This window comes from Enterococcus sp. AZ035 (genome assembly GCF_050548325.1).
GTDB classification, from domain to species: domain Bacteria; phylum Bacillota; class Bacilli; order Lactobacillales; family Enterococcaceae; genus Enterococcus; species Enterococcus faecalis.
This window is the reverse complement of record NZ_CP172958.1, coordinates 1,878,311-1,902,455: the sequence shown is the minus strand read 5'-3', so window position 1 is coordinate 1,902,455 and position 24,145 is coordinate 1,878,311. Positions and strand designations below refer to the sequence as shown.

At 33.7% G+C, this 24,145-nt stretch carries 18 protein-coding genes and 1 pseudogene; 9 read left to right on the top strand and 10 right to left on the bottom strand.

What is annotated here, in order from left to right; all coding sequences use genetic code 11:
• Positions 1-13: 13 nt before the first annotated feature.
• From sufD to sufB, 4 genes are read left to right on the top strand one after another with little or no spacing between them, the layout of a single operon-like run.
• Positions 14-1,300 carry a Fe-S cluster assembly protein SufD gene (gene sufD, locus IGL32_RS09080; protein WP_002368983.1) on the top strand — a complete coding sequence of 429 codons (1,287 nt, stop codon included), beginning with the start codon at positions 14-16 and terminating at the stop codon, positions 1,298-1,300.
• Positions 1,297-2,532 (top strand): cysteine desulfurase, encoded by a 1,236-nt coding sequence (locus IGL32_RS09075; protein ID WP_156210124.1) that lies wholly within the window; start codon positions 1,297-1,299, stop codon positions 2,530-2,532. The genes sufD and IGL32_RS09075 overlap by 4 nt, the downstream gene beginning before the upstream one ends.
• Positions 2,519-2,986: a Fe-S cluster assembly sulfur transfer protein SufU gene (sufU, locus tag IGL32_RS09070; protein ID WP_156210125.1), complete on the top strand. Its 468-nt coding sequence runs from the start codon at positions 2,519-2,521 to the stop codon at positions 2,984-2,986. Before IGL32_RS09075 ends, sufU begins: the two co-directional genes overlap by 14 nt.
• A gap of 18 nt (positions 2,987-3,004) precedes the next feature.
• Complete coding sequence (gene sufB / locus IGL32_RS09065) at positions 3,005-4,399, top strand: Fe-S cluster assembly protein SufB (RefSeq protein WP_002356769.1); 1,395 nt, start codon at positions 3,005-3,007, stop codon at positions 4,397-4,399.
• A gap of 85 nt (positions 4,400-4,484) precedes the next feature.
• Here sufB and IGL32_RS09060 read toward each other — a convergent pair whose 3' ends face one another.
• The 3 genes from IGL32_RS09060 to IGL32_RS09050 form a co-directional block, all read right to left on the bottom strand.
• Positions 4,485-6,419: a SpaA isopeptide-forming pilin-related protein gene (locus IGL32_RS09060; protein ID WP_197080444.1), complete on the bottom strand. Its 1,935-nt coding sequence runs from the start codon at positions 6,417-6,419 to the stop codon at positions 4,485-4,487.
• Between the two features lie 147 nt (positions 6,420-6,566).
• Entirely contained in the window at positions 6,567-8,588 is a 2,022-nt protein-coding gene (locus IGL32_RS09055) for a P-loop NTPase fold protein (RefSeq protein WP_167591355.1), read from the bottom strand.
• A gap of 363 nt (positions 8,589-8,951) precedes the next feature.
• A complete protein-coding gene (locus IGL32_RS09050) occupies positions 8,952-9,971 on the bottom strand; it encodes a DUF4238 domain-containing protein (RefSeq protein ID WP_010709709.1) in 1,020 nt (339 codons plus the stop codon).
• Positions 9,972-10,411: 440 nt separating this feature from the next.
• Here IGL32_RS09050 and IGL32_RS09045 point away from each other — a divergent pair, with 440 nt between their 5' ends.
• Together IGL32_RS09045 and IGL32_RS09040 are read left to right on the top strand one after the other, a co-directional pair.
• Positions 10,412-11,599, top strand: a complete 1,188-nt coding sequence (locus IGL32_RS09045; protein WP_156210240.1) for an FRG domain-containing protein — start codon at positions 10,412-10,414, stop codon at positions 11,597-11,599.
• Positions 11,600-12,140: 541 nt separating this feature from the next.
• A complete protein-coding gene (locus IGL32_RS09040; protein WP_156210241.1) occupies positions 12,141-13,103 on the top strand; it encodes an AbiH family protein in 963 nt (320 codons plus the stop codon).
• A 97-nt stretch (positions 13,104-13,200) separates the two neighbouring features.
• Here IGL32_RS09040 and IGL32_RS09035 read toward each other — a convergent pair.
• The 5 genes and pseudogenes from IGL32_RS09035 to IGL32_RS09015 form a co-directional block, all read right to left on the bottom strand.
• Positions 13,201-14,391 (bottom strand): annotated as a pseudogene (locus IGL32_RS09035) (tyrosine-type recombinase/integrase).
• Between the two features lie 380 nt (positions 14,392-14,771).
• Entirely contained in the window at positions 14,772-15,161 is a 390-nt protein-coding gene (locus IGL32_RS09030) for a hypothetical protein (RefSeq protein WP_156210242.1), read from the bottom strand.
• Between the two features lie 90 nt (positions 15,162-15,251).
• Positions 15,252-15,896, bottom strand: coding sequence for a hypothetical protein (locus tag IGL32_RS09025; RefSeq protein ID WP_156210243.1), 645 nt, complete (start codon positions 15,894-15,896; stop codon positions 15,252-15,254).
• A 191-nt stretch (positions 15,897-16,087) separates the two neighbouring features.
• The gene (locus IGL32_RS09020) at positions 16,088-16,285 is read right to left on the bottom strand and encodes a JAB domain-containing protein (RefSeq protein WP_167591359.1); all 198 of its coding nucleotides are present in this window, start codon (positions 16,283-16,285) and stop codon (positions 16,088-16,090) included.
• Positions 16,286-16,336: 51 nt separating this feature from the next.
• Complete coding sequence (locus IGL32_RS09015) at positions 16,337-16,732, bottom strand: hypothetical protein (RefSeq protein WP_156210244.1); 396 nt, start codon at positions 16,730-16,732, stop codon at positions 16,337-16,339.
• 621 nt (positions 16,733-17,353) lie between these two features.
• Between IGL32_RS09015 and IGL32_RS09010 the strand changes: the two genes are divergently transcribed.
• Positions 17,354-19,153 (top strand): restriction endonuclease subunit M, encoded by a 1,800-nt coding sequence (locus IGL32_RS09010; RefSeq protein ID WP_156210245.1) that lies wholly within the window; start codon positions 17,354-17,356, stop codon positions 19,151-19,153.
• Complete coding sequence (locus tag IGL32_RS09005; RefSeq protein ID WP_231594492.1) at positions 19,150-20,625, top strand: hypothetical protein; 1,476 nt, start codon at positions 19,150-19,152, stop codon at positions 20,623-20,625. Before IGL32_RS09010 ends, IGL32_RS09005 begins: the two co-directional genes overlap by 4 nt.
• A gap of 356 nt (positions 20,626-20,981) precedes the next feature.
• Here the strand turns inward: IGL32_RS09005 and IGL32_RS09000 are convergent, their stop codons facing one another.
• Together IGL32_RS09000 and IGL32_RS08995 are read right to left on the bottom strand one after the other, a co-directional pair.
• Positions 20,982-21,584 carry a YczE/YyaS/YitT family protein gene (locus IGL32_RS09000; protein ID WP_002389010.1) on the bottom strand — a complete coding sequence of 201 codons (603 nt, stop codon included), beginning with the start codon at positions 21,582-21,584 and terminating at the stop codon, positions 20,982-20,984.
• Between the two features lie 85 nt (positions 21,585-21,669).
• Complete coding sequence (locus IGL32_RS08995; protein WP_010713222.1) at positions 21,670-22,449, bottom strand: SDR family oxidoreductase; 780 nt, start codon at positions 22,447-22,449, stop codon at positions 21,670-21,672.
• 415 nt (positions 22,450-22,864) lie between these two features.
• Here IGL32_RS08995 and rseP point away from each other — a divergent pair, with 415 nt between their 5' ends.
• The gene (rseP, locus tag IGL32_RS08990; RefSeq protein ID WP_002362168.1) at positions 22,865-24,133 is read left to right on the top strand and encodes an RIP metalloprotease RseP; all 1,269 of its coding nucleotides are present in this window, start codon (positions 22,865-22,867) and stop codon (positions 24,131-24,133) included.
• Positions 24,134-24,145 lie beyond the last annotated feature (12 nt).

Below are 24,145 nucleotides of genomic sequence, written 5' to 3'. Positions count from 1 at the left end.
GAGGACAAGATAAATGAAAAAAGTAAATCTAATGGATTATCTTGACGAAGTCACCGCTTTTTCACTAGAACATGAAGAACCAGCTTGGATGACTGAATTGCGAACAACGGCTTTAAAAAACGCTGACGAAAGTGAGTTACCACATATTGATCGTGTGAAATTTCATCGTTGGCCTTTATTAAATGTTCACATGGAAAGTTATGTGCCTTCTGAAGGAAATGTCGCAAGTTTTGATCAAATGAAAGACAATCCTTTAATTGTTCAACAAGGATCTTTTCATGCTTTTGAGCAATTGCCAGCCTCATTAGCGGAACAAGGGGTAATTTTTACAGACATTTTTACTGCTTTACAAGAGCACCCAGAATTAGTTAAAGAATACTATATGACTAAAGCTGTATTACCAGAAGAAGATAAGCTGACAGCAGCTCATGCAGCTTTCATGAATAGTGGCGTTTTCTTATACGTTCCTAAAAACGTAGTGATTGAAGAGCCCATTGAATCTTTGTTTATTCAGGATTCAGATAGCAACCAACCTTTCTTTAAACATGTTTTAATCGTTGCAGATAATCATAGTGAATTCAGTTATTTAGAACGTTTTCAATCAACTGGTCATCACGCAGAGAAAGCTTCTGGAAATATTGTTGTGGAAGTGATTGCGAAAGATGGCGCAAAAGTTAAATACTCAGCTGTGGATCAATTAGGGCAAACTGTAACGACTTATATGAATCGTCGTGGCTATATTATGCGGGATGCCTCTGTTGATTGGGCTCTAGGCGTCATGAATGATGGCGATGTTGTTGCTGATTTTGATTCTGATTTAGTTGGCGAAGGCGCTCATTCAGAAGTTAAAGTCGTTGCAATTAGTGCAGGTAAACAAACACAAGGCATCGACACACGAGTGACAAACAAAGCGCCACATTCGATTGGTCATATTTTACAACATGGAGTTATTCGTGAACGTGGTACTTTAACGTTTAACGGAATTGGCCACATTTTAAAAGGAGCAAAAGGAGCCGACGCACAGCAAGAAAGTCGTGTTTTAATGCTGTCTGATAAAGCTCGTGGTGATGCCAATCCAATTCTTTTAATTGATGAAAATGAAGTGACTGCCGGACACGCAGCCAGCGTTGGTCGAGTAGATCCAGAAGAAATGTATTATTTAATGAGCCGCGGCTTGCGTAAAGAAGAAGCGGAACGTTTGGTGATTCGTGGCTTCCTAGGTTCTGTCATTACAGCAATTCCAGTTAAAGAAGTACAAAATGAATTTGTAGAAGTAATTGAAGGGAAGTTAAACGCATGATGGATGCAGCAATCATTCGTCAATCGTTTCCTATTTTATTTCAAGAAGTTAATGATGAACCGCTAGTTTATTTAGACAATGCTGCGACAACCCAAAAACCAACGGCGGTGTTAGATGTTTTACGACATTATTATGAAACCGATAATGCCAATGTTCATCGTGGGGTGCACACGTTAGCCGAACGAGCAACGAAGGACTATGAGGCCTCCCGCGAAAAGGTTCGCCAATTTATCCATGCCAAAGAAACAGCGGAAGTTTTATTTACACGAGGAACAACAACCAGTTTGAATTGGATTGCCAAAAGTTATGGTGACTTGGCAGTTACAGCCGGGGATGAAATCGTCATATCTTACATGGAACATCATTCAAACATTATTCCCTGGCAACAATTAGCTCAACGTACAGGGGCCATTTTGAAGTATATAGACGTCACTGAAGACGGCTTTTTAGACATGGCAAGTGCACGTCAACAAATTACAGAAAAAACGAAAATTGTTTCGATTGCTCATGTTTCAAATGTGTTAGGGGTCATTAATCCAATCGAAGAATTAACACAATTAGTTCATCAAAATGGCGCTGTGATGGTGGTAGACGGCGCGCAAGCAGTTCCTCATATGCCTGTGGACGTTCAAGCCATCGATGCTGATTTTTATGCATTTAGTGGTCACAAAATGTGTGGACCAACTGGAATTGGTGTCCTTTATGGCAAACGTCATTTATTGGAACAAATGGAACCTGTGGAATTTGGTGGCGAAATGATTGACTTTGTTCATCTTCAAGAAAGTACTTGGAAAGAGCTTCCTTGGAAATTTGAAGCTGGCACACCTAATATTGCCGGGGCAATTGCCTTAGGTGCCGCCATTGATTATTTAACAGAAATTGGTTTAGAGGCCATTCATCAACATGAAGCAGCCCTTGTTCACTATGTTTTGCCGAAGTTGCAAGCTATCGAGGGCTTGACGATTTATGGTCCACAGGATCCAAAAGACCACACAGGTGTGATTGCTTTTAATATTGAAGGTTTACATCCACATGATGTGGCTACGGCGTTAGATATGGAAGGGGTCGCTGTCAGAGCGGGTCACCATTGCGCGCAACCGTTATTAAACTATTTGAGCGTGCCAGCAACCGCACGGGCAAGTTTTTATTTATACAATACCAAAGAAGACGCAGATCGCTTAGTTGAAGCGATTAAAGCGACAAAGGAGTTTTTCCAGCATGGCACTTTCTAAATTAGATAACTTATATCGCCAAGTCATTTTGGACCATTCTAGCCACCCACATCACCACGGAACGCTAGATGCGTCTAGCCAAACAATTGAACTGAATAATCCTACTTGTGGAGATGTGATTGAACTGGATGTGGCCATTGAAGACGGTGTGATTAAAGATATCGCCTTTCAAGGAAGTGGCTGTTCCATCAGTACAGCCAGTGCTAGTATGATGACTGATGCGGTCTTGGGAAAAACAATCGCCGAAGTAACGGCCTTAGCAGAGGATTTCTCTCAACTTGTTCAAGGAAATGAAGTGGCCGAAGATGAAAAATTAGGCGATGCAGCAATGTTAAGCGGCGTAGCTAAATTTCCAGCTCGGATTAAATGTGCAACCTTGGCTTGGAAAGCCTTAGAGCAGGCTGTTGATAATAACGGCCAAGGGGAAGCCGGTCATTTACATTGTGAAAAATAAAGAAAGGGTGACGACGAATTGAGTACAGTACCTGAATTAGAAGAATATAAATTTGGCTTTCACGACGATGTGGAACCAGTCTTTAGTACCGGAGACGGCCTAACCGAAGACGTCGTTCGTGAAATTTCTCGCGTGAAAGGCGAACCAGAATGGATGCTTGACTTCCGTTTAAAATCGTTAGAACAATTCAATAAAATGCCCATGCAAGAATGGGGTCCAGACCTGTCAGATATTGACTTTAGTAAAATTAAATATTACCAAAAACCGAGTGACAAACCCGCACGCGATTGGGATGATGTACCTGATAAAATCAAAGAAACCTTTGAAAAAATTGGGATTCCCGAAGCTGAGCGTGCTTATCTAGCTGGGGCTTCTGCTCAATATGAATCAGAAGTTGTTTACCACAACATGAAAGAAGAATTTGAAAAATTAGGCATCATTTTTACAGATACTGACTCTGCTTTAAAAGAATATCCTGACTTATTCAAAGAGTATTTTTCAAAACTTGTGCCGCCAACAGATAATAAACTGGCCGCTTTAAACTCAGCTGTTTGGTCAGGTGGAACCTTTATTTATGTACCAAAAGGTGTTCGAGTTGATGTACCATTACAAACATATTTCCGAATCAACGCTGAAAATACCGGCCAATTTGAACGGACCTTGATTATTGTCGATGAAGGGGCCAGCGTTCACTATGTCGAAGGCTGTACGGCACCCACGTATTCAAGTAACAGCTTGCATGCGGCCATCGTAGAAATTTTCACTAGAAAAGATGCTTATTGTCGTTATACCACTATTCAAAACTGGTCAGATAACGTCTACAACCTAGTAACCAAACGTGCTAAAGCTTACGAAGGTGCCACTGTCGAATGGATTGATGGGAACCTAGGAGCTAAAACAACCATGAAATACCCAAGCGTTTACTTAGATGGCAAAGGTGCCCGTGGCACGATGTTATCGATTGCCTTTGCTGGTGCTAACCAAATCCAAGATACTGGGGCCAAAATGATTCACAATGCGCCGAATACTTCTAGCTCAATTGTTTCAAAATCAATTGCTAAAGACGGCGGCGAAGTTAATTACCGTGGCCAAGTGACTTTTGGAAAAGACAGCGCAGGCTCGATTTCCCACATCGAATGCGACACGATTATCATGGACGAAAAATCAAAATCAGATACGATTCCGTTTAACGAAATCCATAACAGCCAAGTGTCCTTAGAACACGAAGCCAAAGTTTCAAAAATTTCTGAAGAACAATTATATTATCTAATGAGTCGCGGCTTGTCTGAAGCCGAAGCGACAGAAATGATTGTTATGGGCTTTGTTGAACCATTTACGAAAGAATTACCGATGGAATATGCGGTTGAGTTGAATCGGTTGATTAGTTATGAGATGGAAGGTAGTGTAGGGTAAAGCCAATTTTAGCGCTAGAAATGTTGATTTATCAATGTTTCTGGTGCTTCTTTTTTTCAAAAAAGCAAACTAACTACAATTTCTTTTAGAAAAGATATTTTTCCTTTTCAATAAACTGAGCGAATTGATCAGCGCTACGCTCCTCACGTTCAGGGTAGAAGTAGTTATATACTTGTCGAGTCATCTTGATACGGAATTCATTAAAATGTAATTTGTTCAAGATAGAAATATCAGAACCTTCTTCGGTAGGAGACTCATAGATCGTAATTTCTTTCAGTGAATCATTGTCTTCAGCTTTAAAGCTAAAAGGGTACTTATTGGGATTTAAGTCGTGATTAGTGCCTGAATCTAGCTCTTTGAAGTAATAGTTACCTTTTGGATACTGAAGCTCATCCAGGGTTAAAAGACCTTCTTTGACCGTTCCATAATTAATTAAAGAGTCTTGAGGGATTTCTTGATCAGCAAACGCCATTGATTGATCTGTGTACAAACCAAATACTTTATCATTTGCTTCTTGAACATCAAGAATAGGGAGGTTACCTTTCCATTCTTTAATGATCTCTTCAGATTTGTGAAGGGTTAATTTTATTTTTTGAAATTCATTGGTAGTGGATAAGGATTCAGAGACTAACTCAATGGTTTGTCCTTGATAAGTGAATTCAAAAGGAATCGGAGTGGAATCAATAATGAATCCATCAGGTGCAGATTTTTCAATAGCTTGGTATTTCCCAAGGTAGAGAAGAGGCATGTCAATTAATTCTCCATCATCACCTGTTACAACAGTAGCCACAGTATCGCCCTTTTTAGCATGAATTGTGCTTCCAACTTTGATATCTTCTGTCGCTTGAATTTCGTAAGTTACACCTGCAAGAGGTCTGTAATCAAATTTGAATTCATATAAATCACCATATTTAGTTTCTTTCTTTTCAAGACCTACAGGTACTTGTCCTTTTTTTATGAGGGAAAGTTGTCCTTTTTGAGGTTTATTATCTAAAGTTACTTCAATCGTTTTGTTTGGTTCTACTACCACTTTTTTTAGTTCACCTTGATTAAAGAAACCATTTGGTGCAGTCACTTCGCTAATCGTTACGGTTGTCCCTTGAGTAATATCATTTATTTGAGCAAGTCCATTAGAATCTGTTATCACTTCTTTGGTTTTATTGTCGTACTCAAATTTCAATTTAGCATTTGGTAAAGGTTTTCCTGTATCTTTATCGATTTTCTTTACTTTGATATTTCCATTTAGTTTCACTTTGATATTCAGGTTGAATTCACCCGCATTTGAAAGTTTAAAGGTGGCGACTTTTTGTTCATTAGGTTTAGCATAAACAAAGCTTTGACCCACTGAATTGGAATCAGCAATACCATATTTAATCGTTCCAGATTCCTTAGAATCTTTGGTAGCAGTCAATGTTAATTTATTGCTGTTTTTCTCGATTTTGAGGTTAGCGGAATTACTAAGCTGCTTAACATATTTGGATAAGACATTGTTTTTATCTTCTAAAGTAACGGACTCACCAACTTTTAGATTGATTGTTTGATTATTAAAAGGCGGTTTGACGTTATGATTTTTGACTTGATTTAATATCTCATTTCTCCGATTCTCAAAATTGGGAATATTTGTAGTTAATAATTCATCGCCAAATTCAAGCCAGACTAAGTTTTGAGTAATCCCATAATTATCAATAGTAGGGTTTATTTGATAACCGTAATACGCAATTAATGAAAGGCGTTCTTTTTCTGCGATAGTTAGTTCTGATGGGGTGAATCCAGAACCACCAGTAAGAAGTGTTCCATGTTCAATACAAAATGCAGGTTGATTGTCCGCTTTGATCATATGGATACCTTCATCAGTCCAGTGTAAGCCACCTAATGATTTAACATGCCAGGTAGAAATATAGTTCGCAACTTTTTCATAATTGACCGTAGCAGCGAATGTAGTAATAGGGGAAATAAAAAAAGCGATTAGGACTGTTAGTAAACTAAACAGCGTAATCGCTTTGGTGTTTTTTGTATTCATTTAATTTGTCTCCTTAAGTTGATTGATAATTTTTGAAAAATGAGAGTAGGGTTTCTTATTTTTATTACCATTTTAATCTCCATTATCTTAAAGTTAACTTCATTTATATAAAAAAGACGTCCATATAAGAACGTCTTTCAATATTAATTAGTGATCCTTGACTAATTGTATATTCAATTTATCTTTGTAATAGCTATCCATATCTGTATATCTTGTCTGTATTCTTTTTAATTGCATATCTGAGATAGTTGAACGTAATTCAATTCTGTTAATACCGCGATCATAGCTGTTTCTAGCAATAAAGTGATAGAACTGTCGGTCTGATAACAATATTAGTGTCTCTACTTGCTTATCAGTAAATTTTTTATTATTTAGATATAGATAGTGAAAAATAAATTCTGGATATTCTAAATCATTAATAGTATCAGATTGTATGGCAGATACAATAGCTTTTCTCTGGGAATCTAATACATTTGTTGGCTCTATATAGAGATAGTACTGATAGAATTGAAGTTGAGCAGAAACATCAAGTTTATGGATAAAATGTTTTTGCAAGTATTCTCTAGCTTCATCTTTGTTTCTAGAATCAAAGTAAGTGTTTAAGTGCAGGCCTAAACTAATAATCATGCAAACTTCTTTTCTAATTGCTTGTTTATCTATATCTGCATCATCAGGATATTTATAATCTTGATGACCAACAAAGTCCATGGCTAATTTAAATAAATTATTTTTTTCTGAAATAGTTAATTGATTCTGATTTCTTCTAATATAATCAGATATGTCTGAGTTAGAGTTTTCTTGGATTTTTTGTAATACTTTTTCTCTTGTAGAGGAACTATTAATCATATCTCTAATATCTTTTCCAGCAATATTTACAGGAACATAGTTAATGAGATAATTTGGGAATTGGGTAATAAAGTCATTGTATTTATAATTTTTATATTGTGTATTTCCGTATAAATCATCGTATCTCAAAAGGATATCTAGAATTAGAATAGTCGGAATAGTAGGTGTGCTATTTTCTCCAAAGTATTTTCTAGCTTCATTTTTGATATTTTCTAATTCACTATTCTTTTTTTCAGAATCATTTTGAATAGCTAATCTAAAGCCAGTATGATGGTAGGCATCTAAAAGTTTATCGATTTTGTTAACTAAGATGTTATAATGACTATTATGAAATAAGTAGAGATAGATGATTAAAAACTGTTGATCTATATTAACTTTATCGTATCGATCTTCATGATATATGATTTCATTCACGTACTTCTCAAATAATTTTTTTTCTCTTAAGGTTCTATTTTCCATAATTATTTCATTTTTTAAAGTTTCTAAGTTTTTAGTTTCAGTAGTACTTAATGCATCTTCTCTTTTTTCTTCGATAGAGCTAATAATAGTTTCAAAATAGAGTGACCAAAAATTTGAAGGTGATAGTTCATAAGGCAATTCTATTCTTCTATCAATTATTTTTTGTAAGTAGCTATCTTCATTTTGTTGAATAGAATTGTAATCACCCAAAAATACAAATTTTATTTTTTTGTTAGTTATCAAATTGAAAATTTTGTATAATTCATTCTGTCTAGAAGGAGTAATGCGATCAAAATCGTCAATAATGATTATTCTTTTTCTCCATAAAAAGTATTTCTTTGTGCGAATTTTTAGTAGATTTAAAAATAAACTATCATAATCAATCTGTCCTAAAATTTGAGTCATTCCAGATAAAAAACCAGAAATAAAGAAAAAATAAGTAGTGGTAGTAATAGATGAAGAACTACTAGTAGCTGATTCGATAGGAAACTTTATATTGGAAAAATATACAGCCAATCCGCTAAACAATAAGAATATTAAAAAGAAAATATATTTAGTGATGAAACCAGTTATCGGAAAAAGTGTTCTGTAGCAAATTTCTGAAGTTTTTTGATTAGTTGTTATTCTCCATAAATCTATTGTTTTTATTATCTTTTTTTTGAGTTTTATAAATTTAAAGTCTATTTTATTTTCCTCAAGAATAATGTTAAGATAACTAGTTTTTCCGCTTCCCCATTTTCCATTTAGAAAGATAACATCATCATTATTTTCTTTGAAAAAATTTATATAATCCGAGTGAGCTCGCTTATTGTATTTAATGGAATAGTTATTATCATTTTTTCCAGATATAGGTTTATCGCGCATTAAATTTCCCCCTTAAATTTAGAAGTTATCTCCTAAAGTATAGCATAATTCAGAAAATATAATTTTAGTACATAGGGAGATAAAATTTTGTATCTTTGAAAAAACTGAAGACGTTAATTAACGTCTTCAGTATTTATTCTAGCTCGCGAATTATTTACTAATTAGTTTGAAATTCAATTAAAACCAATTATAATCCACAAAAAATTTCAAGCCTTAATTGTATTTATAGGAAATAATGTTGTAATACAAATGTTTAGGATCTATCGGAAACTCGCCAATAATCTGGTCTTCTAACAAATTTTTAAAGTTTATTTTATTGAATGATGTATCAATTTTTCAAAGAAAAAATAAGAGTTTATTTATCTAAAGTTTGTCTTTTAAAAGAGGAATTTCATCGTTCACATAATTGTCATGGAAATTCTTTAATGAGTCATTAAATTCTCTGAATTCTTTTTCATCTACACGACGTTTGCGTATTTTCGTGATTTTTTTAACAGCAATTCGCGAATATACTTTAGAATATGCATTCTCAACAATGTATCTTTGGATTTCCTCAGCAAAAGTCAGAGACGCTTTTTGGTATGGAGTTGTAGGTTGACCAATTGTTGCAAATAATAACTTGGTTGGAGATAAAGGGAAAATGATATTTGTATTGTTTACACCCCAAGCACCATCGAAATTGTAATTCTTTTTATTGTAGAAGTTTAGAAAAATTACTGGGTCATCAGAAGTAGCCCATTCAAAGTTATTAGGAGCATCATAGATACACCATGAAATCTTATTTAAAGCTTTATAAGTGGAAGTAAGGAGATGTTTTATACCAAACAACCACAATGATTTACCAGCAATTGTTTGTACGATCAAACCAGATTTTTCCTCATCAAGTTTCTGAATATCAACTTTTAAGGGAATGAAGTTGTTGTATTCTGTTTTTGATTTATTATCAACTCGCAAAGTTCCTGTTGTTTTAAACTCTTGCTCCATTGAGAATGTTAAATCTTCAATAATATCAGGAAATGTATCTATTACAAATTTTTGAATACGGTAAAAACCCTTCAATGTTCTGAGGTATTGACTAGCAACTAGCTTTGAAATATATTCTTTGTCAATCTCATCAAGAATAGAGTAAGAGTTAATTTTATCGATGAATGAGCTATATTGCATTTCAAATTCAGTTGAAAAAAAATCTTCCATTTCATCGGTGATTTCGCCTTCATCGTAATACAAATATAAAGAGTCAAGGCTTGAAGTTCTTGAGATAGAAACATTACTCCATTTAGGACATTTATCATGAGGAGCTAGAAGCTTATATTCATAAATTTTATTTTCACGAGCCCATTGTTTTAGATATGTTTTAGGAACATAATGATTGTTAATTTTCAAATGAATCCCTCCTTTATAGCTATATTATAGTATTTTATTTTGGTAATCAACTAACCTCGAATAATCCGATAGTTCAAGTTAAGAAGTACATCTTTATTGAAAGTAACGTGAATTTTGTCTTGTTCCCAAAAATAAAGTGAGAATTATTAGCAGACTGGCTCTCACATAGAGATCAGTACATCAAGTGGGGTATATGAAAAAAGATACTCATTTTTAAGATGAGTCAGTTGGTATTCGTCAGAAAATCAGAATGCCGTTATATCAAGGCTTCTGGTGCATCTTTTTTTGAATAGTACTGGTAGAATATAAATATAATTGATGGTTGATTTAGACAGAATATATAAGTATTCATAACGAATGAATACTTAACTAATTGGCTATTACATAAAATTATATGTTAACATGAACATATAAAAAATAATTGATGAAAGGATAATTGTATGAAGACGATAATCAACATTAATAACATTCAAGACTATATTTCTAATATAGAAGCTTTAGATGGTAATTATTATTATAGGGGAGAATCGAGTACTAAGTTTCCAGAAATAACGGCTTCTGCTTTTAGAGAGTACAATATTCCTTTTTCTGAAATGAGACAAAGAATCGATTATAGAAAAACGTTAAAAGAATATTATAGTGAAGTTGGACATCAATTAAATGAAATTGAAAGAGAAAATTTTCTTCAATACTCACAACATCATGGGTTACCAACTTCGTTAATAGATATCACCTCTAGTCCACTGGTGGCACTCTATTTTGCATGTTCTTCTAATTATCAGGAAAGTACATGTAAAGTTCATGTTTTTAATAAAGAAAGATTCATTGATATGTCTGATTTTGAAAATAAAGAAGAAATGACTTTAAATTCTTTCTTTTTAGATAATGACTTCACATATCAAGTTTTAGTAAAAATAAAAAATCAATCCATTGAAGCTAAACGTGAACTATTATTTAAATGTATTGAAAATTTAGAATCAATTATGGTAAAAAATAGTGTTTTGTATGAAAGAAAATATATTGGAATTGAAGTTGATGCGACTTTTGCTCAAATATTACGAGAGTTTAAGTCACAAGAATACGAAAATCTAGAGACGTATGCCCAAAATTTTGAGGAAATTTTTTTGAAATATTTCGAAATAGATTTTAAGTATAATAAAGAGCGTAACAAATTTAGGACTGCAATTTCAATGATTGGAAAAGATCCTATATTTGAAGTTCATTATAAACAATATTTGTCAGATACACTTGCAGTGATTATCTTATTGGCTATTAATCAGCAAAGTAGGAATATGGTAGATAGTTTTTCAAATCAATTTTCTATATCTTATGAAGTTGGGTCGCATGTTGTATTTCCGTTAATTTCTATTCAACCATCTGTTAAATTTGAGCGTATGAAATCACAAGAGGGAACATTTCTTTATCAACTGCCTCATTATAGAGGAGCAGCTAATGAAACTAGTGATTATATAGGCTTTTCAAAAGTTGATAGTGATGTAGAATTTGTTATAACAGATAAAGAAAAAGTGTTTAGGAGTTTAAATAGATTAGGTATTAATCAAAAAACTATTTTCCCGGATCATGACAATATTGCTGAGTATTTAAAGACAAAGGAACTATTGGAATAATTAAGAATATATTCTATTAAATTCTTTAGATATTTTTGAGTGAGCATACAGCAATAAATTACTCAAGATAATCTTGCTAAGTTATCTTGAGCATAAGTTAATTCAGAAATGTTTTTTTTTAGTATCTAACCTAGCTCGCAAATTCTTACTAAAATTCCCGAAAATATCCATTTTTTTCTTGCCAAAAAAGTTTGAAACTAACTCAAAACTAACTACAATTGGCAAAAATTAACGGGATACAAACAGTATTCACTAGAAAAATAGAATACTGTTATATCAACGTTTAGAGCCCCTTAGAGCCTTCAGAAAAAGCTAACTTTCTGCTGGAAGGGTCTGTGGGATAATAACAAAATAGAAGCTGGGAAGGCTGTTATATAAGCATATCTAGCTTTTTTGATGTCTGAAAATAAAAGTAGAACCAATACTAGCAACAACGGGCATTTTTAGATCAAATCTTTTGGCTGACTTTTGAATTAGTATTTTCTGTTCGATATGAAGTAAAATGATGATATCAAAGTTATTTAAATAAGGAGAGAGTATTATGAGTAAAAAATTATTTATTATAGGTAATGGATTTGATTTAGCTCATAAGTTGCCAACAACTTTTAATCCAGACTTTAAAAAGATTGCTGAAAAGTATGAACAAAATCCTTATTTTTGGGAAATGTATCAATCGCAAGAAATAGATATTTGGTCTGATTTTGAAAATCTTTTAGGAAAGCCTGATTTTAATGAATTGGAACAAATATTTGAAGGATATGAACCGGATTATTTATCTGATCGTGAAAGCGATAGGGATGCAATTATTACACAAGTAGATCTAAATGGTAACTTGATGCCATCTCTATATGAATTTGCTAAACAAGCTGAAGAGAAACTAATTAAGACAGTTGCAATTTCATCAAATAATGAGTTATTTAAGCCTAAAGGTTTATTTGTGAATTTTAACTACACACATACATTAGAAAAGGTATATGACATACAAGCAAATAGTGTTTTGCATGTACATGGTGAGGTTGGTCAAGACAATTTAATATTAGGTTATCCTAAAGATGATTTTTCACCAGAAAAATATCAATATGATGTGAGGCAAAAAGGAAGAGGACCTTATCGAAAGATTGACATCCGAGAGCATATTGAAGATATGGTGAAAAATAATATGATGGATTACTATACCTATACAGCATTTAAAGGCTTAATCAATAAGGTAGAATCGTTCAATAAAGTACCACAAATCAAATTATTAGAAGGATTTCTAGGCAGAAATGAAATAGAAGAAATTATAGTAAATGGCCATTCTTGCGCAATTGATTTTCCGTACTTTGAATATTTAAGTGATAAATTTTGGGAAGCTGAATGGGTATTTTATGCTTTTGATAATAAAACAAAACTTAATATTGAAAAACTAATAAAGACAATTGACATCGAAAATTACAAAATATTGACCTACGAAAATGGAAAATATAGTATTTTAAAGGCAATAGAAGAAGAATTTGAGGAATAACAAAATAAAAGCTAGGAACGCTGTTATATAGGCATTCCTAGCTTTTTCTAATGCTCGAAAATAAAAGTAGCACCAATTCTAGCACCAATGGGCATTTTTAGAACAAATCTTTTTCTGTTTCGATAAATTGTGCGAATTTATCAGCGCTGCGTTCTTCTCGCTCGGGGTAGAAATAGTTGTAAACTTGTTTCGTCATTTTTGAGTCTTTATGACCGACTCTGTACATAATATCTTCAAGCTTCATGTCAGCCATAGCGCATAAAGAGACATGAGTTTTACGAAACTCATGAAGTGTAATTCGTTTCTTTAAATTGTATTTATTAACAATCATGTCATACCAATCGTTTGGTTGACCTGGGCGGCAAAATTCATTTGATTTGCTTGGGAAAACTAATTGGTGTGGAATTGAAGGGTCGAAGCCTTGAATGGTATGGTGGATGGTTTGCTGTTCCTTCCATTTTTCAGAAGGCTTATGGTTTCTGTATCAATAGAGATGGTTCTTTTTCCTGCATTGGTTTTGGCACTTTCAACATTTGTTTTCTTAGTCTTCGGGTTGAGTTCTACTTCTGCGAGGGTTTTACTGATTGTTAGCTTGCTGTTTTCAAAGTCAACATCATTCCATTCAAGAGCAAGAATTTCTGATTTTCTTGCTCCTGTGTAGGCTAGAGTTCTAAAGTAATTACCATGCTTTTGGCTATAGTGAAGGAATTCTGATAACTCTTTTGGGATATATACGTTGATGGTTTCGGTGTCTACGAGGTTTTCATCTATTTCTGCTCGATTGATAGGGGCAGTTTTACGCATTGCATTTTCATAAATTAGTTCTTGCTGCACGGCATATTGTAGGATTTGAGCAACGGCTCTGCGGAAGTAATATGCCTGTTTATATCCATCTGAGACCCATTCTTCATTCATTCTAGTACATAGACGAACATTAATATCCTTAATTTTTTTCTTACCGATATATTGAAGAGCATAATCCTCAATTGCACGTCGCAGGATCATAATAGTTGAGGGTTTAACCTTGTTTCGATAGCTCTGTAAAAATTCTTCATAAAGTTTTTCAAAGGTGATATTGCCTTTTTGCTTCAGTTTGTTCTTATCAAAGTCAATTTGTAATTCGCGGTACGCTTGCTTAGCTTCTTTCTGTGTTTTAAAGCCACTACGTTTTAAAGCCACTACATGTTGTTCCCACATCTTTACCAAATTCATCTTTTCCCAAATAGCATTTAAATTTCCAAAGCTTTTCTTTTCGTTTTTCATATTGTTTCAAAGAAGTAATCGCCATACCATTCACACCTCATTTTTTAGCTGTGAGAGTAGTTCGTTTACGTCGTTTATATCATAAAGACGTTGTCTACCAAGATGGATGACCTGCAAGACTTGTAGATGTAGCTCCTTCAGAGTTTCATAGCCAATCCTGAGTTCTTTAAGCAGCATTTTTTGATTAACATATCGTTCCAAGATTAATTTTATTTTATTAAGTGTTTGCATAAAAGTTTACCTCTTTCGTTTTTTGCTTAGCTAAGCTATGCGCTTATTTTACTTCGATGTCTTAACGTTTAACCACAGGAGATTTTTAGTAGAAAATATGAAAAAAACTACTACAAAAAACACCTTTTGCAAGATAAGCAAGAGGTGTAATTTTCTTTATTTTAATAATCCTTATCATTGAATTTTTGCATATTGACTAGCAAAAAGCGGTAATATGACAGTTTTACCATGATTATTCTTGCTCATTTCTTCAAAAAAACGTGTCAGGCTTTGCATATCCGAATTGAGTTTGTTTAAGTCATAGCCTTTAATAGTTGGATTGTTCATATATCCAATATTTGGGTCTATCATTAAGTCAGATTGGATGACACTTCTAACGTGATTATGTCCAATCATTGTTTGCTCGCTGTATTCATCGGTGATAAGTAGATTTACTAATAAGGTTTCAAAATCTTTTGAGGTTATGAGCTCGTTAAAATATTCATCAGTTAAATGCCACATAATTCTAATTTGGTTAAAGTTTTTATTGTTTAAATCAAATAAATTTTCTTCAAAATAAGTCATTATATCCTGTTTGTGTCGTGTCCAAAAACTGTTAAATGCATCTACAAATAAGTAAAAGTTTGAATTAGTCCAATCTGTTGCTAGGCTTCCCTAGCAACCTCTATTTTGCAAAAATATTTGTACTTCTGAAACAAGTAAATCCTGATTTTGATACAGAAGACGAAATCTTTCAATGAAGTCAGTGGCGAAATCTAAGGTTCTAAATAGTAGCTTTAGTAGTAAATTGGATAGCTTTGTAAAATCTTGCTGTTTTTCTGTCGTGAGAAGTAGGTAGCTTTCTTGAAATTGAGAATTTGAAAAAAATGGATAATTTTCGGATAAAAATTGCTCGATATTTTCTAAACTCAATGGATATTCATCTGTAGAAGAGGTGTCTATTCTGTTTGAATAAAACAACCGATCTAAGATGTAGTGTCGATCGTTTGTCATGTAGTGTTCAATGCTGTCACCTGTTTCGATGAAAGGAATCAGAATTTTGTTATCATCCTCAATAGCCGTATCATCAGCAACCTTATCACCATTCATAAGCAGAGGTAATAAGATGAGTTTTATTAATTGTTCCTTTTGCTTAGTATCACCGAATATTAATTCATCTCTAGTAACTGCCATCATGTTACAGAAACCCTCTAACAAGCTTGCTGAAAATAGGTACTTATTTTTACCTGCTATAGCTTTTCCATTTTCTATATTTGATAAAAGAACTCTATCAATGGAATGGTTGTAATCTTCTTTCATATTTGCTGAATTAGAGGATTTTTGGCGTTAAAAAACCTTAGCTAAAACAGCTAAGGCTAGAATACAACATTATTTTTGATTTGTGAATAGCTCGAAGGCATATGAATTAATTTCGTTATTTAAAAATATTTTTGAATGAAATTAATTTTAATATACGTGTCAAGTTTTGTCAAATCGACTAAAAATGACTGTTAATTCTCAGCATAAGAATGATAAGTTGATTCGCCTAAAATCAAATGATCTAACATTTGTATTCCAATAAGCTCACATGCTTTTGTTAATCTTGATGTAAACATATTGTCGGATTCACTGGGGGTGGAATCACCAGAAGGATGATTATGGGCAACAATAATTTGAGTGGCATTATCTCTTATTGCTTCTCGAAAAATATCTCAAGGATGCGCAATACTTTGATTAAGAGTTCCAATAAACAAAGTTCTTTACCTAATAATTTGATTCTTAGTATTCAATGTTAGGAGAATAAAATGTTCTTGCTCTAAATCACGTGTTTCTTGAATTAAGTGTTGATCAAGCCCATACGAGTTAGTTATTTTCTCCTTTTTAACATCCAACTGGAGAATACGTTTTGATAGCTCAAAGCTTGCCATGAATTGGAATTCCATAGTTGAAGGAAATTCGGTAAGTCCATTTTTCAAATCTGCTAGAGTATCTATACTTTCTAATAGTTCAGCTGCTTTTAAAGGTTCCAAATTGAATGAAAGTTCAACCAATTCTTGATTGCTTAGCTTATTAAAATTTGTTGTTCTTATTCGATTGTTGAACATATTAGAAATTGTTAGTTGTCTTTTTAGTGTTTTTTTTGTTGCTACTGCCATTGTTCATCATTCCTTTTCTATTTATTCGTCACTCTTTTTGGCAAGCATGGCTTGCATTGATTTATAAAAGAAAGGTTTGATTATGGAAGTAAGAACAGAGTAGTATAGACAGCTTCTTCTTGGTTCTCGTGTAATCTAGAATAAGAGGATGGAAGTGTATTTTTGTAATAAATATTACGTTTTACTGTAATCATTAAAAGGTTGGTATGATAGTGTTTTTAATGGGTTTTATGTTGGAATTACAAAATTACATATTTTCGGAGTTCTTATCTTACATTGATATACAATCATAGATACAATTTATATATATTTTATTAGAAAAAATCGTAATAAGTGTAATTCTATTTGAAAAGAGAGTGTTTACGATAAGGAACGGAGTTTCGAAATGTAATAGTGAAGTAATTCTGTGTATTTTTAAGTAATCTTGTTGATTTGATGAGCGAGAAAAAGAAGAAAATTTAAAATAATAGTTTTCCAGTAGATCTTCATAAGCATGCTCTCTCAATTTCTTTGTTCAGTAAGCTATTTATTGTATTCAGATAATTAAGATTCAAATTGAAAAAAAGGAGGTTATGAAATATAATAATAGTGAATGTCAATAAACAGCATAGGAGATAATTAATGTCAGATAAAAGAGAAGGATATATTGAAGATTTTATTTCTGGAATCCAAGTAAAGGAGACACCAGAAGAGATAGAGGCTGTTCAACCATTTTCAAAAATTTTAGTAGATGATTATGGTTACCCAAAAGAAAATATTGTTACTAGACCTCAGTGGAGGGTTAAAGTTAGACCATCTGATAGAAAGAAAGAATATCCTGTTGATATAGCTGTTTTTTCTGATAGTAGGAAAGATGACTCTTCAGCAAGTATTATTGTGGAGTGTAAGAAAAAAACTAGAAAAGATGGTAGAAGTCAATTAGAGGACTATTTGAGATTTTCTAAAGCCAGATTTGGTGTTTGGTTTAATGGAGAAGAAAGATTATTTCTTTTAAAGACTGAGGAAGATGGGCAAGTTAAATTTTCAGAAATTCCCAATATTCCACGCTATGGGGAGCGCCTTGAAGATATAGGTCAATTTAAAAGGAGAGATCTGAAGCCAGCAGAAAATTTAAAGCCAACATTTAAAACAATTCGAAATTATTTGGCAGCAAATGCTGTTGGTATAACTAGAGATGAAGTTTTTGCTTCTCAAATAATTAATTTAATCTTTTGTAAGATTTATGACGAACGATTTACGAGACCAGAAGACACCGTTCAATTTAGAGCAGGAATTGGAGAATCTTATGAAAAAGTAAGATCTCGAGTTGTAAAGCTTTTTGAGAAAGTAAAGCGTCAATATAATGATGTTATTGAAGTGAGTGATTCAATTCAATTTGATGCTAAAAGCTTGACTTATGTAGTTGGGGAACTTCAATTATATAGTTTACAAGAAAGTTCTCGGGATGCTGTGGGTGAAGCTTTTGAAATATTTATTGGCCCATCTCTTAAGGGAGGACAAGGGCAGTTTTTTACGCCGAGAAATGTTGTTAATATGGTAATAGAGATGTTAGATCCAAGTAGAGATGATAAAATCCTTGATCCAGCTTGTGGATCAGGAGGGTTTCTAGTAGAGTCATTAAGATATGTTTGGAATAAAGTTGAAACTGAAGGACGTGAGTTAGGATGGCCTGTTCATGAAATTGAAGCAGAAAAACAAAAAGTTGCAATTCGAAACTTTCGAGGAATAGATAAAGATTATTTTCTAAGTAAAGTAGCCAAAGCTTATTTAGCAATATTAGGAGATGGTCGAGGCGGCGTTCATAGTGAAAACAGCTTGGAACGGTGGAAAAATTGGGGTAGTTCTACCAAGGAAGATATCCGGATGGGGGAATTTGATATGGTTATTACTAACCCTCCTTTTGGAAAAAAGCTAGCTATCATGAGTACTGATATTCTTGAACAATTTGATTTAGGATACAAGTGGAAACAAAATGATGATGGTGTTTTCGAAAAAATGACATTACAAGACAAACAACCACCACAAATTTTATTTATTGAGAGATGCTTTGATTTTTTGAAACCTGGAGGGAAACTAGGCATTGTTTTGTTGGAGAGTATTTTTGGAATGCCAAAGTATCAATATGTTGTAGACTATATTACCAGTAAAGCTAAAATTTTAGGTGTAGTTGCAATGCCTGAGGATCTTTTTCAGCCGCATACGCATGCGAAATGTTGTGTTGTAATTTGTGAAAAACTATCTGAAAATGAAGTGGGAAAAATAATTGAACCATATGATATTTTTATGAGTGATGTAAAATGGTGTGGACATGATAGTCGTGGAAATCCTACTTATACTTTTGATGAAGAAGGCAAAAGAGTATTACTTGACGATATTCCTAAAATTGCAGCTCAATATTGGGAAATGGGTGATAAAAGATGAATTCATTTCGAATAAAGAGTACGGATATTAAAAACAATATATTTATTCCAAAGTACTACGATCCAGAAATCGAGAATGAGCTTCTCCGACTTTCAAATAATCATAACTTAATTAAAATAGGAACACTTTTACAAAATGGAGTATTATCAATATCTACCGGAGATGAGATTGGTAAAATGGCATATGGTACAGGAGACATTCCATTTGTTCGTACATCGGATATTTCAAATTGGGAAATAAAGACTATCCCTAAACAGGGAGTGTCTCAGGAGATATTTGAGTACTATAATGAAAAACAAGATATTCAGGAAAATGATATTTTATTCGTAAAAGATGGAACATATTTGATTGGAACAAATTGTTTAGTAAGTAAATTGGATTTACCTATGTTATATCAATCCCATATATATAAAGTACGGGTAAATGAAAATGAACTTATAACACCGCATCTTTTGTTCTTATTATTAAATACAGAAATTGTTCAGAAGCAAATACGTAGTTTTCAATTTACAGCTGATATCATTGACACAATAGGAAATAGATTTTTAGAAATTGTTTTACCTATTCCAAAAAATAATAAGGAAGCTTTGGATACTTCTTTTCAAGTTCAACAAATGTTAACAGATCGAGTGAAATATAAAGCCGTTATTAAACAATTTCCATTGCTAATGGAGGAATCTTTGAGGAATGGGGGGACTGATAATTTTTCGGAATTTCTATCTAAAGATTTAGATGAAATACTAGAGGAAATGATTCAGGATACTGTTACTCTAGAATTTGGAGACTTTTCAACGTTTAGTATACGCTCTAGTGAAATTAAAAACTCAATTTTTATTCCCAAATATTATGATCCTTCAATCTATGATGAATTACATGATTTAGAGAAAAATTGTGAATTGAGAACTATTGGGGAACTAACTAAAAGTGGTATACTTTCTCTTTCAACTGGTGATGAAATAGGTAAAATGGCTTATGGCACTGGTAATATACCTTTTTTACGTACATCGGATTTTTCAAATTGGGAAATAAAAACAGATGTAAAGCAAGGTATTTCTGAAGAAATATATGATTTATATAAAGAGAAAGAAGATGTACAAAGCGAAGACATTTTATTAGTAAGAGATGGAACTTATCTAGTAGGGAGTTCTTGTATGATTACTCAGTATGATTCAAAAAGCTTATTTAGTGGAGGGTTATACAAAATTAGAACCAATGATTCCTCATATCTATCCTCGTATTTGCTTCTAGGTTTACTAAATTCTTATATTGTAAAACGACAAATACGCACTAAACAATTTACTAGGGATGTAATAGATACAATTGGGAAACGGCTGGATGAAGTTCTGTTACCTATTCCAAAATCCAATCAGATGAAAAAAGTCATTTCTCAACAAGTAGAGGATATTGTTCAGAAACGGATTGAAGCAAGAGAAAATATTTTTTCATCCGCTGTTGATTTGACGAATTTTTAATTATTTATTTGATAAAACGTTGAAAATTTTATACTGAAGCAATTAAAACTAACACCCAAACTAGCAACAATACCGAAAAAACATCAGAATTTCACGGTACCGTCCAAAACGGCGGATGTTGATATAACAGCATTTAGAAGCTATTGAAACTTGTAGAAAACACCATCCCTTTGCTGGAAGGCTCTGTCAGCTAGTTTTTCACTCTACCAACAAAATAATCAACCAAAATAACAACGGAAAGCCAAACAAGAAACACACTAATCATGCTTCTTCAAAGAAGCACAAATAAAAAAGTGATGACTCGAGAAAAAAATCTCTATGAAGTCATCGCTTTTTCTTATATTTTAGTTAAAAAATTATTTTACTAAAGGTTGAAGTAACTTGTTCCAGAAACTAATGAGTGGGCCAGCACCAAATGCACAAATAATTGTACCAATCCCAATTGGACCACCAGCAATAAAGCCAATTAATAGGACCAACAAATCTTGTGCTTTTCGAACAGAAGCGTAAGGTTTGTTGATTTGTTGACAGATGGTTGGCGCAATCGCATCATAGGGGGATTCGCCTTGATCTGTAGCCATGTATAAGGCGCAGCCAAATGTAAAAATCAGGACTCCGACGAATAAAGAAAGTAGTTTGCCAATTGTTGAGCCTCCTAAACTATTGGCGTAAGGTTGAAGCCAAGTAGAAATCTGTTGAATCAAAATTCCTACTAAAAGCATATTTAAAATAGTTCCTAGACCAATGGCTTTTTTGTTTTTTAAATAGACATAGAATAAAATAAACGCATTGACAATAATTTGAAAAATGCCTAATTGCATACCAAACATCGAAGAAAGTCCGATATTCATAGCAGTGAAAGGATCAACTCCTAAACCTGCCACTCTTAAAGTGGATGCGCCAATCCCGATAATAACTAAACCAATTAAAATTAAAAGAACATTTTTGACTAGTTTCATGGTAAGCCTCCTGAATAGATTTTGTGTGTGATAGTACAAAGTCTGCAACAAAAATTCATAGAGAATTTTTGTTGCAGACTACTTTTTAACCAGCTCCGTGTTGGAACGAAGGGTATAGAGACATCCCACCATCTACAAAGAGTGTTGTTCCGGTTACGTATGAGGATTCATCAGAAGCTAACCAAGCGGCCGCAGCAGCTACTTGATTTGGTTTACCAATAATGCCCATAGGAACCATGCTCGTTGTTTGTTTTAACTGTTCGGGATCGGAAAATTTTTCAGCATTAATAGGTGTGTTAATCGCTCCAGGTGCAATACAGTTGGCACGAATACCATATTCCGCATATTCCAAAGCGATTGTTTTCGTGAACATTTCGGTTGCGCCTTTACTTGCCGCATAGTGGGCGAACGTTGGCCAAGGAATTCTTTGGTGAACGGAGGACATATTAATGATTGACCCTTTGATTTTTTGTTCTCTAAATATTCGGAGTGCCTCTCTAGAACCCAAAAAGACACCGTTTAAATTGACATCAATGACACGTTGCCATTCTTTTAATGGCATATCAATTGTCGGAAAAGAAGCCTCCACACCGGCGTTATTTACCCAAATGTCAACATGACCAAACTCTTTTAAAGCGGTTTCAGCTAACGCTTTAATATCTTCTTCATTAGAGACATCAGCCTTCACGAATTTTACGCGGTCTGCGTGCTTGGCTTGAACATCTTCAAATTCTTTAGGCAGCTCACCGACATAGTCAGCAACAACATTCATACCTTCTAAGATATAACGCAGAGTAATAAATAATCCTAAACCCGTAGCTGCACCAGTGACAACGGCCACTTTACCATGTAATTCTCCATACATTGATTCATTCCCCCTAAAATTACTATTAATACTTTCATGGTAGCACATGTCAATCAGCGTGTTGATAAAATACGACAAACTGTCGGAAAAGTTTATGGTCTAAAGTTAGCTACTATTGTTGAAGGTCTTTAAAAAAATACTGGTCGTAGTAATCAATTCCTCTCATTTATAGAGTTTTCTAAAAAAACACAAAATATCTAGGCGAAGTGGTCAAGTCCAATGGTTATTTATGAGTGAATATGCTAAAATAAAACTTGTCTTACATAAGGAAAGATTTGTTCACTAACAGTGGCGACTGTTCTCAGTAAACAGTTGCACTGGTTTATCGGGAAGGGAACAGAGCAAGTTTTACGAGACTTTCCCATGTAATAATAAAAAGCACTGAACGTCAGTGAATGAAGGAAGAAGGACATCTATGAAAACAATTATCACATTCATTATTGTCTTCGGTATTCTTGTCCTCGTACATGAATTTGGCCACTTTTATTTTGCAAAACGAGCGGGTATTTTAGTTCGTGAGTTTGCAATCGGAATGGGACCAAAGATTTTTGCGCATCGTGGAAAAGATGGCACCACTTATACGATTCGCTTATTGCCAATTGGTGGCTATGTGCGAATGGCTGGGATGGGCGAAGACATGACAGAAATCACACCAGGTATGCCTCTATCTGTTGAGTTAAATGCCGTGGGTAATGTGGTTAAAATTAATACAAGTAAAAAAGTACAATTACCTCATAGTATTCCGATGGAAGTCGTTGATTTTGATCTTGAAAAAGAATTATTCATCAAGGGCTATGTCAATGGAAACGAGGAAGAAGAAACCGTTTATAAAGTTGACCATGATGCAACGATTATTGAAAGTGATGGAACCGAGGTGCGGATTGCGCCACTTGACGTTCAATTTCAATCAGCGAAATTATCGCAACGCATTTTGACGAACTTTGCGGGACCCATGAATAACTTTATCTTAGGGTTTATTCTGTTTACGTTAGCGGTCTTTCTACAAGGAGGCGTTACTGATTTAAACACGAATCAAATTGGACAAGTGATTCCTAATGGCCCAGCCGCAGAAGCTGGGTTGAAAGAAAATGATAAAGTCTTATCGATTAATAATCAAAAAATCAAAAAATACGAAGATTTTACAACCATTGTGCAGAAGAACCCCGAAAAGCCGTTAACGTTCGTAGTTGAGCGTAACGGCAAAGAAGAGCAACTAACAGTGACACCAGAAAAACAAAAAGTGGAAAAACAAACGATTGGTAAAGTCGGCGTTTATCCTTATATGAAAACCGATTTACCGTCAAAATTGATGGGCGGTATTCAGGATACTTTAAATAGTACGACACAGATTTTTAAAGCACTCGGCTCACTATTCACCGGTTTTAGCTTAAACAAACTAGGTGGGCCAGTCATGATGTTTAAATTATCGGAAGAAGCATCCAATGCTGGAGTAAGTACAGTTGTATTCTTAATGGCCATGTTGTCAATGAACTTAGGGATTATTAATTTGTTGCCGATCCCAGCTTTAGATGGCGGGAAAATTGTCTTAAACATTATTGAAGGTGTACGTGGAAAACCAATTAGTCCTGAAAAAGAAGGCATCATTACGTTAATTGGCTTTGGGTTTGTCATGGTGTTAATGGTGTTAGTTACTTGGAACGATATTCAACGCTTTTTCTTTTAAGGAGAAAGCTTA

Bases quoted from the DNA above. Each gene is read 5' to 3' on its own strand.
- sufD (WP_002368983.1), top strand. From the start codon at position 14: ATGAAAAAAGTAAATCTAATGGATTATCTTGACGAAGTCACCGCTTTT.
- IGL32_RS09075 (WP_156210124.1), top strand. From the start codon at position 1,297: ATGATGGATGCAGCAATCATTCGTCAATCGTTTCCTATTTTATTTCAA.
- sufU (WP_156210125.1), top strand. From the start codon at position 2,519: ATGGCACTTTCTAAATTAGATAACTTATATCGCCAAGTCATTTTGGAC.
- IGL32_RS09060 (WP_197080444.1), bottom strand. From the start codon at position 6,419: ATGAATACAAAAAACACCAAAGCGATTACGCTGTTTAGTTTACTAACA.
- IGL32_RS09055 (WP_167591355.1), bottom strand. From the start codon at position 8,588: ATGCGCGATAAACCTATATCTGGAAAAAATGATAATAACTATTCCATT.
- IGL32_RS09045 (WP_156210240.1), top strand. From the start codon at position 10,412: ATGAAGACGATAATCAACATTAATAACATTCAAGACTATATTTCTAAT.
- IGL32_RS09040 (WP_156210241.1), top strand. From the start codon at position 12,141: ATGAGTAAAAAATTATTTATTATAGGTAATGGATTTGATTTAGCTCAT.
- IGL32_RS09030 (WP_156210242.1), bottom strand. From the start codon at position 15,161: ATGACTTATTTTGAAGAAAATTTATTTGATTTAAACAATAAAAACTTT.
- IGL32_RS09025 (WP_156210243.1), bottom strand. From the start codon at position 15,896: ATGAAAGAAGATTACAACCATTCCATTGATAGAGTTCTTTTATCAAAT.
- IGL32_RS09015 (WP_156210244.1), bottom strand. From the start codon at position 16,732: ATGGCAGTAGCAACAAAAAAAACACTAAAAAGACAACTAACAATTTCT.
- IGL32_RS09010 (WP_156210245.1), top strand. From the start codon at position 17,354: ATGTCAGATAAAAGAGAAGGATATATTGAAGATTTTATTTCTGGAATC.
- IGL32_RS09005 (WP_231594492.1), top strand. From the start codon at position 19,150: ATGAATTCATTTCGAATAAAGAGTACGGATATTAAAAACAATATATTT.
- IGL32_RS09000 (WP_002389010.1), bottom strand. From the start codon at position 21,584: ATGAAACTAGTCAAAAATGTTCTTTTAATTTTAATTGGTTTAGTTATT.
- IGL32_RS08995 (WP_010713222.1), bottom strand. From the start codon at position 22,449: ATGTATGGAGAATTACATGGTAAAGTGGCCGTTGTCACTGGTGCAGCT.
- rseP (WP_002362168.1), top strand. From the start codon at position 22,865: ATGAAAACAATTATCACATTCATTATTGTCTTCGGTATTCTTGTCCTC.